Source organism: Parasphingopyxis sp., from assembly GCF_028279465.1.
GTDB lineage: Bacteria > Pseudomonadota > Alphaproteobacteria > Sphingomonadales > Sphingomonadaceae > Parasphingopyxis.
Genome location: NZ_JANQNS010000005.1, coordinates 119,861 through 132,978, shown reverse-complemented (window position 1 = coordinate 132,978; position 13,118 = coordinate 119,861). Strand labels below are relative to the sequence as shown.

Sequence of the window (13,118 nt, the reverse complement as noted above, 5' to 3'; positions counted from 1 at the left end):
CTTACGCGACCGAACTCTTCGAGCGGTCTGACCGATTGCGGCTTTTGCACTCAGCCCAACCGGTTCGCGACCAGATCGTCGACGACTGTAGGCTCCGCGAGCGTGCTCGTATCGCCGAGGCTGCTGACATCGCCTTCCGCGATCTTGCGCAGAATGCGGCGCATGATCTTGCCGCTCCGCGTTTTGGGCAGGGCGGGGGTGAACTGGATCGCGTCGGGTGAGGCGATCGGGCCGATTTCGGTGCGCACCCAGCCGACCAGTTCCTTGCGCAGTTCCTCGCTCGGCTCGGTGTTCGCGTTGAGCGTCACATAGGCGTAGATGCCCTGACCTTTAACGTCATGCGGCATGCCAACGACGGCGGCCTCCGAGACATCCTTGTGGAGCACGAGGGCGCTTTCGACTTCGGCAGTCCCCATCCGGTGGCCCGAAACGTTGATGACGTCATCGACCCGGCCCGTGATCCAGTAATAGCCGTCTTCGTCCCGCCGGCAGCCGTCGCCGGTGAAATATTTGCCGGGAAAGGTCGTGAAATAGGTTTCGAAGAAGCGGTTATGATCGCCATAGACGGTGCGCATCTGGCCGGGCCAGGAGCGGGCGATGCACAAATTGCCCTCGGTTGCGCCGTGGAGGACCTGCCCTTCGCCATCGACGATCTGCGGCTCGACGCCGAAAAAGGGCTTGGTCGCGCTGCCCGGCTTGAGGGCGGTGGCGCCAGGCAGGGGGGCGATCATTGCCGCGCCGGTTTCGGTCTGCCACCAGGTATCGATAATCGGGCAGCGACCCTCGCCGACGACATTGTAATACCAGCGCCAGGCTTCGGGATTGATCGGTTCGCCGACCGTGCCGAGCAGCCGGATGCTCGCCCGGCTCGTGCGCGTCACATAATCATCGCCCTCGCGCATCAGGGCACGCAGCGCCGTGGGCGCGGTATAGAGTATCTCGACATTGTGCCGGTCCGCGACTTCCCAGATGCGGCTCGGCGTCGGCCAGTTAGGCACGCCCTCATACATCAGCGTCGTCGCGCCATTCGCGAGCGGGCCGTAGATGATATAGCTGTGGCCGGTAACCCAGCCGATATCGGCCGCGCACCAGTAAATCTCGCCCGGATTGTAATCGAAGACATAGCGATGCGTGAGCGATGCCCAGAGCAGATAGCCGCCCGAGGTGTGGAGCACACCCTTGGGCTTGCCGGTCGAGCCTGATGTGTAGAGGATGAAGAGCGGGTCTTCCGCGCCCATGGTTTCGGGCGGGCATTCGGTATCCACCGTTTCGGCCGCTTCATGATACCAGACATCGCGGCCCGCAGTCATTTCGACATCGCCGCCCGTCGCCTGGACGGTGATAACCTTCTTCAGGCACGTTACATGCGCGGCCGCCTTGTCGACATTGGCCTTGAGCGCGATCCGCTTGCCGCCCCGCCGGCCTTCATCGGCCGTAACGACATGGCTGCTGTCGCAATCCGTGATCCGGCCAGCGAGCGCTTCGGGCGAAAAGCCGCCGAATACGACCGAGTGGATCGCCCCGATCCGAGCGCAGGCTAGTACGGCGAATGCGGCCTCGGGGATCATCGGCATATAGATCGTCACCCGGTCGCCGCGCCGCACGCCTTCCTGCTTCAGGACGTTGGCGAAGCGGCACACCTCGCGATGGAGTTGCTTGTAGGTGAAGCGCTTCGGCTCTTCTTCGGGGTCGTCCGGTTCCCAGATGATCGCGATATCGTCGCCGCGCGTCGCGAGGTGCCGATCCAGGCAATTGGCCGAGACGTTGATCTGCCCGTCGGTAAACCAGTTGATATGGAAATCGCTGGCGTCGAAGCTCCAGTCGCCAGAAATTTCGGGCCGCTTGATCCAGTCCAGAGTGCGCGCCTGTTCGAGCCAGAAGGTGCCCGGATCGGCGAGCGACCGGCCATAGAGAAGTTCATATTCCGCCGTATCGGCATGAGCCCGTTTCGCCCATTCCTCAGGAACCGGAAAAGTCTCTTCTTCGCTCACCAGACGCTCTCCTGCATTGCGCTGTCTTAGTGGCGCTATGGCGGGGGTGATAGCAAGCCCGTTTTTCTGCGCCCGAGATGGTGGTGGATGCAGTCGGCTTGCATTCTGGTGCGGCATCGTCATGTCATGGCGACCGTAACCGAGGCGCGGAGGAGACCCAGAATGGCTGAGCGGCAGGCCGGCCTTTTCCAGCTTGATCGCGAGGCGGAAACCTCGCCGCGACGTTTGGCGATCCTGATCGGCGGCGGCCTTGTCGCGCTGTTTCTGCTGCTTTGGATATTCCGCGATGGCGAAGCCCCACCACCTGCCGCGCCGGACGCTGGCACCGCGCCACCGGCACCGGCAGCTCCCGCGCCTGCCGCGCCGTCAGCCGAATCGCCGACACCGCCATCCGGCGATTCTGTGGCGAGCCTGAGGCTGCATGGCGTGATGGGCTTGGGCGACACCGGCGCCGCCATCGTGTCGAACGGCGCCGGGCCGCAGCGGCTGGTGCGGGTTGGGCGCGAAGTCCTGCCCGGTGTGCCGCTGCTTGCAGTCGCGGGCGATCACATACTGGTCCGCGAAAATGGCCGGGAGGTGCGGCTTGCTTTTGAAGCGGAAGGCGCAACCGCAGCTGGCAGTTCGTCTGGAGGTTCCACTGCCGAGCCGGGCAGCGAAGCCCCGGACCGCGAGGCGATTGAGTATCAGGCGGCGCTAACCTCCTATCGGATCGATGGCCGCCATGCCGGCTACCAGTTCCGCGAAGGCCGGATGCCGGAGATATTTCAAGAAGCCGGTGTGCAACCGGATGATGTGCTTCTCCGATTCGGCGGGTTCAGGCTCGAAAGCAGCGAGAATGTTGCGTCAATTCCAGGCCGCATTCGCCAAGGCGGATGGATCGAGATCGAAATTCTCAGAAACGGTGAAGAACAGACGATCGTCATGGATGCGCGCTAGCGACGCGTTTTAGCCGTACGATAACCCTTGTGACATTTTTGTTTCGACGACTGTAACAAAACCACAAAGACTCCGTCATCAAGGAATCACACAGACCCCATAGTGGCGGCCTCAGAAATCGTTGGCACTCATCGCTTGCGGTTCGTCTGACCTTTAATCGGTTCAAAAGGGGTTTTTCTTCATGTCACGTACTCGCATTCTGCTCATGATGAGCGCTGCCATTCCGCTTGCCGCTTGTGGCGCCGACGATGTCGCATCGCCCGGCGAAGGCAATATCGTCGTTGTGACGCCGCCGGCGCCGCCGGCTTCGCCAGCCCCGCCGACGCCAACGCCACCGACGCCGACACCGCCTTCGACGGAACGGTTCGCGAGCATTTCGCCGGCTGCTGACTGCCCCATGGGTACGACGAACAATGGCACGATCGATGGCGACAATGATGGCACGGTTGATTTCCGCATCTGTCAGCTTTCGGGAACCGTCACAGGGACGATGACCCTGCAGCGTCTCGATGGCGTTGTTTATTCACTCGGTGGACGTGTCGACGTAGGCGTGGATGTCGGCGGTGACGGTCAGGCGACCGGCGGGACGCAGGGTATTCTCAACATCGATCCCGGCGTTGTCGTGATCGGAGCCGGCACGGCCGACTTCATCATTGTGCAGCGCGGTTCGCAGTTGAATGCCGACGGTACGCAGACGCAACCGATTGTCTTTACGGCGCGAGCGAACTTTGAGGGCGAAGCGGACGGATCGGGTACTGTCAATGCTGACTCGATTGGCCTGTTCGGTGGTCTCGTCATTCTCGGCCGCGGCCCGATCAGCAACTGCGATAGCGGTACCGCCGCAGGCGGCTCTGCCGACTGTCAGACTGAAATCGAAGGCGCGGCCGGCGCGTTCTTCGGCGGCGATCAGCCAGACGACGACAGCGGTACGCTGGAATATGTCCAAGTCCGCTATCCGGGCTTTGAAGTCAGTCAGGGCAACGAACTGAACGGTATTTCGCTCGGCGGCGTCGGCAGTGGTACCGATTTCAGCTATATCCAGGTGCATAACAGCTCGGATGACGGCATCGAATGGTTCGGCGGCACGGTCAACGGCGATCACATCGTTATCACGGGCGCGGACGATGACAGTCTTGACATTGATGATGGCTATATCGGCACGAACCAGTTCATCATCGTCCGTCAGCGCGCTGCCGGTGGTGATCACTTCATCGAGGCTGACTCGCGGCTCGGCAGGGATCCGCGTTCGGATCCGACGCTGGCCAACTTCACCTTCTATGGCGGTGGCGGTGCAAACGACTTCGGTATTCTGATCCGCCAGGGCATCGGCGGCCAGTATTGGAACGGTGTCGTTACCGGTAAGCCAACCTGTCTGACGATCGACGATCAGGATACGGTGGACAACGGTATGCCCGATTTCCAGTCCGTGGTGCTGGATTGCCCGACCGCATTCGGCAATCAGGGCAACCCTGAAAGCGTCGACGTGGCAACCGTTGAAACGCTCTTCAACATGGGCGCCAACAACGACTCCGCGTTCACCAACTCGCTGACCGACGGCTTCGTCAACGGCTCGGCCGAGGATGCGGTGACGGCCTTTACCGATCCGTCGATCGAAACGGTCGATTATATCGGTGCGGTGGATCAGGGCGCGTCAACGCCTTGGACGCAGGACTGGACGTGCGGTCTGTTCGGATCGGACCCGCAGGGTACGGGAGACGCGTTGACTTCCTGCCTGGTGACGCCGTTCTACAGCTAAGCTTGACCGTAAGTGGGCGGCGGCCGTTTCCGGTCGTCGCCCCTTCATGTCTTCACTCGTATTGAAGAGAAGAGCCATGACGAAGAATTTATCGCTTGCGGGCCTGCTGCTCGTATCAAGCGCGCTCATCGCACCATCGGCGATGGCGCAGACTGCCGATCAGCCTCCGGCCGACGCCGATGTCGCGGAAGATGACGAGCAAGAAGAAGAGGATGTCGACATCTCGACGGGCGGCGGCAGTGGCACGCCGATCGTCGTTATCGGGCGCTACATTCCCGAACCGATCCGTGAGTCGTCCGAAGTCCTTTCGGTCCTGTCTACCGAAGACCTTGCGCGTACGGGTGAAGGCGATGCCGCCGGCGCGTTGCAGCGTGTTTCGGGTCTCAGCCTGGTCGGCGGACGCTTTGTCTATGTGCGCGGTCTTGGCGAGCGCTACTCGCTGGCTTTGCTCAACGGCTCGCCGTTGCCGTCGCCCGAGCCGCTCAAGCGGACGGTGCCGCTCGATCTCTTCCCGACCAGCATCCTCGCAAGTTCGCTGGTCCAGAAAACCTATTCGCCCAACTATACCGGCGAGTTCGGCGGCGGTGTCATCAACCTGACGACCCGTGCCGTCCCCGACGAACCCTTCATAACATTCAGTGGCAGCCTGAGCGGCAATTCGGAGACGACGCTGCAGACTGGTTATACCTATTTCGGCAGCGATACCGACTGGACGGGCTTCGACGATGGCACGCGCGATATTCCGCCGCTTGTGCAGCAGGCGTTGGATAGCGGCGTCCGTATCCGTTTCGACCAGCCCGAGTTTCGCGATCCCAATGCGCCCGGTTTCGTCGCTGATATTCTCGATATCTCGCAGAGCTTTGAGAACGCGAACATCAACCTTATCCAACGGAACGATAACATTCCGTTCAACGGCAGCGTGAATATCACTGGCGGCACCTATATCGATATTGGCAGCGATTTCCGGCTCGGTTTTGTCGCTACCGCAGGATGGAGTAACAGCTGGGAAACGCGCGGCGGACTGCGTCAGCAGGGCGAGTTCACCAACGACGGTCAGACGATTACGCCGAACGTGTCCGATTTCCGCTTCCTGTCGACGCAGAACCGGATCGTCGTGAATGGCCTGCTCGGCATCGGTGCGGAATTCGGCGACCACCAGATTCGCTTCACCAATCTCTATATTCGCGATACCGCGAAAGAAGCGCGGATCAGCACCTCGGTGGGTCCGGTCCGGAACACCGGCCGTGTTCAGAATAACCAGAATACGGAATGGTTCGAGCGGCAGTTGATCAGCACACAGCTGGTTGGCGAATTCGAGTTCGGCGATCTCAACATCGACCTGCGCGGCAGCTATGCCAATGCGCAGCGCGAAGCGCCTTATGAGCGTGAGATCCAATATGCCTTCGATACCACCGCGAACGATTTCATTCACGATACGCGAACGGGCGGTCAGACTGATGAGCTGAGCTTCTCCGATCTCAACGACGATGTCTGGGGCGGTCAGATCGATTTGACTTATAGCGTTCCGACCGGTCGACGCTTCGATATCAACGTCGGCTATGCCTATTATCTGAACCAACGCGATTTTGAACGCCGGGCGTTCCGCTTTGTCACGCAGCGTCAGGGCGGCCTGCCGCTGTCGGTCGCGCAACTACGGCCCGATTTCCTGTTCTCCGACGCCATCCTTGGCTTTTACGACATTTTTGTCGAGGAGCGGACGGATGCGCAGGGTGGCGACGCCTATACGGCGGAACTCGAAGTCAATGCCGGCTATGGCCAACTCGATGTCGAGATTTTCGACGGATTCAGCATCGCGGCAGGTGTGCGCTACGAGGATGCGACGCAGGTCGTAACGCCGCTTTCCTTCTTTGGTTTTCCGATCAATCCGCTATTCATAGCACCGCCGCTGGAAAATGATTATTGGCTGCCGGCAGCCACGCTGACCTGGAACTTCGCCGAAGATATGCAGTTGCGTCTCGGCGCATCGCGCACGATCGGCCGGCCCCAGTTCCGCGAACTTGCCGCGCCGTCCTATACCGATCCGGACAATGACCGCACGTTCCGTGGTAATCCGAGACTGATCGATACCGAATTGTTCAATGCCGAAGCGCGGTTCGAATGGTATTTCGAGCGTGACGAGCTGTTCAGCATCGCGGCCTTCTACAAGGACATTGAAAACCCGATCGAGCAGCTGGCGACGAGCGGCGATAATGACGTCAACGTGACGTTCCTCAACGCGCCGGCGGCAACGCTCTACGGTTTCGAGACAGAGCTGGTGAAGTTCTTCCCGCTTTATGACTGGGGTGGGATATTCTCGTCGCGGCGATTGCGGACTCAGGTCAACTATACCTACACGCAGTCGGAAATTTCGGTGTCGGATGGCGCTACAACCATCGTGCCGGGCTTCGCCGATCCGCAGCCTGCATCAGACTATTTCATCGACGGTGTCGCGCTGACCGGACAGTCTGATCATATCGTCAATCTCCAGCTCAGTTTGGAGGATGAAGATCGGCTCTCGCAGCAATCGATCCTGCTGACCTATACAAGCGATCGGATTACCAACCGTTCGCCGATTAATGATCGGCCCGATATTCAGGAAGAAGGTCGGATACAGCTCGACTTTGTCTGGCGTCAGGCGTTCGATATCTTCGGCCAGGAATTCCAGGGTACGCTCGAAATTCGCAATATCCTCAACGAGGATTTCAACGAATTCTACCGGGCGCCGGACGGTTCGGAGATTCAGGCATTGGCTTATGAGCGGGGACGCAGCTTCTCCCTGGGCGTTAGCACGACTTTCTAGGCCGGTCGCATTTGGACTGGGTCACGGTCCCACAAAAAGGGCGGAGAGTTTTTGCGGCTCTTCGCCCTTTTTCGTTGGTATCGGATTGCCGCCCCTAAAAATTCGCGTGTTGCCGCCCTATATCGGCAATATGGTTGGCGCGTCGGCGCAACGACGCTAATGTCCGTTTGACAAAGGGAGTGATGCAATGGGCCTCAGGGATTTCATCTCGAAACAATTTATCGACGTCATCGAATGGGAAGAGGAGCCGGAGCTTCTCGCCGAAAAACTCGATTTTGCGGACAATGAAATCCAGAATGGCGCGCAGTTGACGGTGCGCGAGACGCAGGCCGCCGTCGTGATCGACGAAGGCGTGCTCGCCGACATGTTCGGGCCGGGCCTGCACACGCTCGACACGTCCAACATGCCGATCCTCACGAACCTCAAAAATTGGGACAAGGCCTTCAAATCGCCGTTCAAGACGGACGTCTATTTCTTCTCGCAGAAGGAGCAGGTGAATTTGAAATGGGGCACGGCCCAGCCGGTCACCATCCGCGATCCGGAGCTTGGCCCGGTGCGCTTGCGCGCCTTCGGCACCTATTCCTTCCGGGTCAAGGATGTCGCGCCTTTCTACGCCGCGCTCGTGGGTACGCTCGACCGGGTGACGGTCGGCGCAATCGAACCGCAATTGCGCGCCGCGATTATGACCGCGCTGGCGACGGGCCTTGGTGGCGGCGGCGTGCCGTTTCTCGATCTCGCCGCCAATCAGCAGAAGCTGTCCGAAGCGCTGAAGGAAGCGGTCGGCCCGGCCTTCGCGCAATATGGGCTCGAAGTGCCGACCTTCTTCGTCGAAAGCGTGTCGCTGCCCGAGGCCGTGCAGGAACATCTCGACAAGAAGAGCTCGATGCGCGTGCTTGGTGATCTCGATCAATATGCGAAGTTCCAAGCGGCTGAAGCCATCGAAAAGGCGGCCGAGCAGGAAGGCGGCATGGCCGGGCTCGGTGCCGGTGCCGGTGCGGGCATGGCGATCGGCCAGACCATGGCCACCGCCATGGCGCAGCAACCCGCTGCCGCGCCCGCGGCGCCGGCCGCTCCGGCTGCGCCCGCCGCGCCCGAAGCCGATCCGTTCGAGCTCATCGAAAAACTGCACAAGCTGCAGGAAATGGGCGCGATCAGCGCCGAAGAGTTCGAAGCGAAGAAGGCAGATCTGCTGAGCAAGATCTAAGCGGCGCGACGGGGGACAGGCGAGGCGATGCAATCGGAAAACTGCCCGAATTGCGGCGCGGAAGTCATCTTCCGCTCGCCTGCTCTGCCAGCGCGGATTTGCGACTATTGCCATAGCACCGTGAAGCGGATTGCCGATGGCGTCGAGCTGGCCGGCGAGGTTGCCGTACTGCCCTTCGACGTCAGCCCGATCCAAATCGGCACGCGCGGCGAATATGGCGGCAAGCATTTCGACGTGATTGGCCGCATCCGGCTCGCCTATGACCAAGGTGCCTGGAACGATTGGCTCTGCCTGTTTTCGGACATGACCCATGGCTGGCTCAGCGAATCCGATGGCCAGTTCCAGATGGTCGTGGAGCGACCGCTGAGCGAGATTCGCTCAAAACTCATCCGGCGGCTGGCAAATGGCGAACGGCCCAAGATCGGCGACCGCACGCAGATCGACGGTGCCGACTTCGTCGTCGCCGATGCGCGCACGGCGCGTTGCGTCGCCGCGGAAGGCGAGCTTCCTTTTGCACCTGAAACCGGCTGGGAAGTGTTCAATGTCGACCTGCGCGACGCACAAGGCTTTTCGGCCAATTTCGAGCATGAGGAAGGGGAGGACCCGGCTTTCTATATGGGCCGCTATGTGACGCTGGCCGAACTCAATCCGAAGAATCTACGATCCATTCACGGCTGGAAGATACCCAACTATGCCGCCTGAACCGCCGCGAGACACATCGGGCGAGGACGATCGTCCGAGTCCCTGGGGACGGGATGAGGCGGAATCGATAGAGGCGGCGATCACCGGCGCGACGACAAAGCGCACGGTCGTGCCGTCCGAAAGCGATAGCGCGCCGGCGGCCGAACAGTTTAACTGCCCCAATTGCGGCGGCTCGATCGAGATCAAGGCGGCTGGTCATTCGGTCAGCATCGCCTGCCAATATTGCGGCTCGACGCTCGATGTCAGCAATCCCGATGTCAGCATTATCCAGCGTTATGAGGGCGAGGTTCGCAAGCTCGAACTGCCGCTCGGCAGCCGGGGCGAATTGCGCGGTATCGAGTGGGAAGTGATCGGCTATCAGCGCCGGTCGGAAAACGGCCAATATCCGTGGGACGAATATCTGCTGTTCAATCCCTATGAGGGCTATGCGTTTCTCGACACCGACGGCCGTGGCTGGAGCCTGGGTCGTCAGCTGACGGCCGCGCCGGAGAAAAAATCGCTGGTCGGTTTCGAGGTCGATGACGAATTTTACGAACCCTTCTACGCGCAGGCGCGGGCGCAGGTCGACTATGTGCTCGGCGAATTCTACTGGCGCGTGCATGTTGGCGAAGAAGCGCTGACCGCGAGTTTCGTACGGCCCGGGAGCATGCTGACATGGGAGCGTAGCGCCAAGGAAACTGTCTGGACGCTGAGTCATCTGCTCGAGCCGAACGAGATCACCGATGCCTTCGGTATCGAGCCGCCGAAAGGCGGCGGCCTCCCATTGCCGCACCAGCCATCGCCCCACCGCAAAAAGGCTGGCCAGTTCATGAAAATTGCGGCGGCGGTTGCCGTGGCGTTGCTGATTATCACCTCATTGTTCGGCGGGACGAGCGATCCCCAGACAACCCGTATCAACCTCGCCACCAATGGCGTGGAACAGACGGCCAAGGTCGGGCCGATCGTGCTTGAGCGGCCGCGCCAGGCTGTCACCGTGTCGGCCCAGGCGCCGGGCATCGAAAATAGCTGGATCGATCTCACCTATACGCTCACTAACCGCGAGACCGGCGAGGTGTTCGAAGCCAATGACGTCGTCGAACGCTATTCGGGGCGGGACAGCGAGGGCAACTGGTCCGAAGGCAGCAGCTTCTCGACCAGCAAATTTTCGATGATCCCGGCGGGCACATACGAACTGAACGTCTTTGCGGCGGGCAGCCGCTGGACGGGCAGCCAATTTGGCAGCAGCAGCAATGCGCAGGTCGATGTGACCATAGAAAAGGGCGCAACCTTCTATTCCAATCTCTTCCTCGCGCTGCTCGTCGTGTTCGCGCCGGCGCTCTGGCAGTGGTGGAAGCATCTGAGTTTCGAATCCCGGCGCAAGTCGGACAGCGATTTTGCCGGAGGCGATGATGATTGACGGAGAGAGACTATGAACCGCGGAGTTTTCATTTTCGGAATGTGGTGCCTGCTGGTGACGTCGGGCTTCGCCTATGCGTCGTTCAGCGGTTATTCGCCTTTCGCCGACGGCCAGCGCGCGAGCGCGACGGGGCCGGGCGGCGTCTTTGTCGGCCGGGGCGCGGGACCGCGCCACAAATGATTTCGAGCATCAGGGAAATTTACAGGGAGAGCCAGTCATGAACCTATTCAGCCTCTATCTCGTCGGCGGTACATTGATGTACGCAGCCATCGGCATCTTCGTGATGGTCGTCGCCTTCGTCATTCTCGACCTGCTGACTCCGGGCAGCCTGTGGGAAGAGATCGAGAAGAAGCAGAACAGCGCCGTCGCAACCTTTGCCGGCTGCATCGCCATTGGCCTGTCGATCATCGTGGCGGCTGCGATCGTTGGCTGACACGGCCGCGTCCCCGCGCAAGGCAGGGCCGCTCGCCTATGCCCTTATCGCCTCGGTGTTCGTCGTCGCGATATGCGGGCTCGTCTATCAACTGCTCGCCAGCACCATTGCCAGCTATCTGCTCGGCGACAGCGTCACACAATTCTCCACGATCATCGGCGTCTATCTGTTCGCGATGGGCATCGGCAGCTGGTTTTCCCGATACGTCAAACGGGATGAACTCCGGCTCTTCATCCGCGCGGAAATCCTGATCGCGCTGATCGGCGGCTGGGCGGCGGCGATCCTCTTCATGCTGTTCCCGGTCGTCGATGAGTTTCGCATCGGCCTCTATGCACTCGTGCTGATCATCGGCTTTCTCGTCGGTCTCGAAATCCCGCTGCTCATGCAGATACTGCGCGAGGATTTCGATTTCCGCGAAACCGTATCGACCGTGCTCACCTTCGATTATGTCGGCGCGCTTGCTGCGTCCTTGCTCTTCCCACTCATCCTGATGCCCTTTATCGGCATGATACGCACCGGTTTTCTGTTCGGTTTCCTCAACATTCTCGTCGCGATCGCGCTGATCGCGATCCAGCCCAAAGGCAAGCGGCTGCCGACCGAGATGCTGGTTAGCCTCGCCGTTGCCGCCTCGCTCGTAATCGGCTTTTTCGGTGCGGAACGGTTCCAACGTTTTACCGAGACGGCGAGCCTCGACGAGCCGATCATCCATGCGACCTCGACGCCGTTCCAGCGCATCGTGCTAACCCGGCGCGGCGACAATATCTCGCTCTTTCTGAACGGCAATCTGCAATTCTCTTCGCTCGATGAATATCGTTATCACGAAGCTTTGGTGCTCCCCAATCTCGGACGGGTTGACAATCCGCGTAACGTGCTGGTGCTCGGCGGCGGCGACGGTCTCGCCGCGCGCGAGGTGCTGCGCCATCCGACGGTCGAACGCGTGACCTTGGTCGATCTCGATCCGGCGATGACCGAACTGTTCCGCGAAACGCCGCTGCTCGCGCGGCTTAACGAAGGCTCGCTCAGCGACCCGCGCATGACGGTCATCAATGCCGACGGGTTCCGCTGGGTACGCGAGGATGACGGGCTCTACGATGCGATCGTCATCGATTTCCCCGATCCCACCGATTTCTCGCTTGGCAAGCTCTACAGCACGACCTTCTACCGCGCGCTGCGCAATCGCCTCGCCCCGGGCGGTATGGTTTCGGTGCAAAGCGGCTCGCCCTATGTCGCGCCGGGAGCTTTCTGGACCGTCGCCGCGACGCTCGAGGAAGCCGGTTTCGAAACCCGGCCCTATCATGCCTATGTCCCGAGCTTCGGCGAATGGGGCTTTATCCTTGCTTCTCCAACCGGCGTCCCGGAGGAGTCGAATATTCTCCCCGGTGGACGGTTCGTTACGGCAGATTCCGAAGCCGCGCTGTTCGAATTCCCGCCGGATATGGCGCCAGTTGAAGCCGAACCCAACCGGCTCGATAATCAGTTGCTCGTGCGCACCTTCGCCAATGAATGGCGACGCTATGACGGCTAGCCCGCCGCTCCCCTATGACGGTCGCCATGTGCTGGCGGATTTTCACGGTTGCACCGCGCGGCTCGACGATATCGGTCTGGTCGAGCGCGCATTGCGGGCAGCGTCTGATGCGGCCGGCGCAACGATCCTCGATCTCAATCTGCATCATTTCGGCGACGGGCAGGGGGTGACCGGCGTCGCGCTGCTCGCGGAATCGCATATGTCGATCCACACCTGGCCCGAACATGACTATGCGGCGCTCGATCTGTTTTTGTGCGGGCGTCAGCATAATATCGACGCGGCGTTGGCGGTGCTCGCCGATGGCTTCGCGCCTGCCGATATCGCGAAACGCGTGATCGCCCGCGGCTATGGCGTCGCGGCGCTGGTGGAGTGAAG

The 13,118-nt window shown here is 60.8% G+C and carries 11 protein-coding genes; 10 read left to right on the top strand and 1 reads right to left on the bottom strand.

The features are described from left to right. Positions 1-50: 50 nt before the first annotated feature. Positions 51-1,991: an acetate--CoA ligase gene (acs, locus tag Q0974_RS03115; RefSeq protein WP_299322519.1), complete on the bottom strand. Its 1,941-nt coding sequence runs from the start codon at positions 1,989-1,991 to the stop codon at positions 51-53. Between the two features lie 162 nt (positions 1,992-2,153). Here acs and Q0974_RS03110 point away from each other — a divergent pair, with 162 nt between their 5' ends. The 10 genes from Q0974_RS03110 to speD all read left to right on the top strand — a co-directional run bounded on the left by Q0974_RS03110 (position 2,154) and on the right by speD (position 13,116). Beyond that, positions 2,154-2,927 (top strand): type II secretion system protein N, encoded by a 774-nt coding sequence (locus Q0974_RS03110; RefSeq protein WP_299322518.1) that lies wholly within the window; start codon positions 2,154-2,156, stop codon positions 2,925-2,927. A gap of 181 nt (positions 2,928-3,108) precedes the next feature. Continuing rightward, positions 3,109-4,683 carry a hypothetical protein gene (locus Q0974_RS03105; RefSeq protein WP_299322516.1) on the top strand — a complete coding sequence of 525 codons (1,575 nt, stop codon included), beginning with the start codon at positions 3,109-3,111 and terminating at the stop codon, positions 4,681-4,683. 76 nt (positions 4,684-4,759) lie between these two features. Continuing rightward, complete coding sequence (locus tag Q0974_RS03100; RefSeq protein WP_299322515.1) at positions 4,760-7,483, top strand: TonB-dependent receptor; 2,724 nt, start codon at positions 4,760-4,762, stop codon at positions 7,481-7,483. Positions 7,484-7,670: 187 nt separating this feature from the next. Next, entirely contained in the window at positions 7,671-8,687 is a 1,017-nt protein-coding gene (locus Q0974_RS03095) for an SPFH domain-containing protein (protein WP_299322514.1), read from the top strand. A gap of 27 nt (positions 8,688-8,714) precedes the next feature. After that, positions 8,715-9,389, top strand: coding sequence for a DUF4178 domain-containing protein (locus Q0974_RS03090; RefSeq protein ID WP_299322511.1), 675 nt, complete (start codon positions 8,715-8,717; stop codon positions 9,387-9,389). Further along, a complete protein-coding gene (locus tag Q0974_RS03085) occupies positions 9,379-10,785 on the top strand; it encodes a DUF4178 domain-containing protein (protein WP_299322509.1) in 1,407 nt (468 codons plus the stop codon). Before Q0974_RS03090 ends, Q0974_RS03085 begins: the two co-directional genes overlap by 11 nt. 12 nt (positions 10,786-10,797) lie before the next feature. Continuing rightward, positions 10,798-10,965: a hypothetical protein gene (locus Q0974_RS03080; RefSeq protein WP_299322506.1), complete on the top strand. Its 168-nt coding sequence runs from the start codon at positions 10,798-10,800 to the stop codon at positions 10,963-10,965. Positions 10,966-11,002: 37 nt separating this feature from the next. Further along, on the top strand, positions 11,003-11,218 hold the full coding sequence (locus Q0974_RS03075) for a DUF350 domain-containing protein (RefSeq protein WP_299322504.1): 216 nt from the start codon (positions 11,003-11,005) through the stop codon (positions 11,216-11,218). Then, on the top strand, positions 11,211-12,743 hold the full coding sequence (locus Q0974_RS03070; protein ID WP_299322500.1) for a polyamine aminopropyltransferase: 1,533 nt from the start codon (positions 11,211-11,213) through the stop codon (positions 12,741-12,743). The genes Q0974_RS03075 and Q0974_RS03070 overlap by 8 nt, the downstream gene beginning before the upstream one ends. Then, positions 12,733-13,116 carry an adenosylmethionine decarboxylase gene (speD, locus tag Q0974_RS03065; protein ID WP_299322499.1) on the top strand — a complete coding sequence of 128 codons (384 nt, stop codon included), beginning with the start codon at positions 12,733-12,735 and terminating at the stop codon, positions 13,114-13,116. The genes Q0974_RS03070 and speD overlap by 11 nt, the downstream gene beginning before the upstream one ends. The last annotated feature ends 2 nt before the right edge of the window (positions 13,117-13,118 follow it).

Bases quoted from the DNA above. Each gene is read 5' to 3' on its own strand.
- Q0974_RS03100 (WP_299322515.1), top strand. From the start codon at position 4,760: ATGACGAAGAATTTATCGCTTGCGGGCCTGCTGCTCGTATCAAGCGCG.
- Q0974_RS03080 (WP_299322506.1), top strand. From the start codon at position 10,798: ATGAACCGCGGAGTTTTCATTTTCGGAATGTGGTGCCTGCTGGTGACG.
- Q0974_RS03090 (WP_299322511.1), top strand. From the start codon at position 8,715: ATGCAATCGGAAAACTGCCCGAATTGCGGCGCGGAAGTCATCTTCCGC.
- Q0974_RS03085 (WP_299322509.1), top strand. From the start codon at position 9,379: ATGCCGCCTGAACCGCCGCGAGACACATCGGGCGAGGACGATCGTCCG.
- speD (WP_299322499.1), top strand. From the start codon at position 12,733: ATGACGGCTAGCCCGCCGCTCCCCTATGACGGTCGCCATGTGCTGGCG.
- Q0974_RS03105 (WP_299322516.1), top strand. From the start codon at position 3,109: ATGTCACGTACTCGCATTCTGCTCATGATGAGCGCTGCCATTCCGCTT.
- Q0974_RS03095 (WP_299322514.1), top strand. From the start codon at position 7,671: ATGGGCCTCAGGGATTTCATCTCGAAACAATTTATCGACGTCATCGAA.
- Q0974_RS03110 (WP_299322518.1), top strand. From the start codon at position 2,154: ATGGCTGAGCGGCAGGCCGGCCTTTTCCAGCTTGATCGCGAGGCGGAA.
- Q0974_RS03075 (WP_299322504.1), top strand. From the start codon at position 11,003: ATGAACCTATTCAGCCTCTATCTCGTCGGCGGTACATTGATGTACGCA.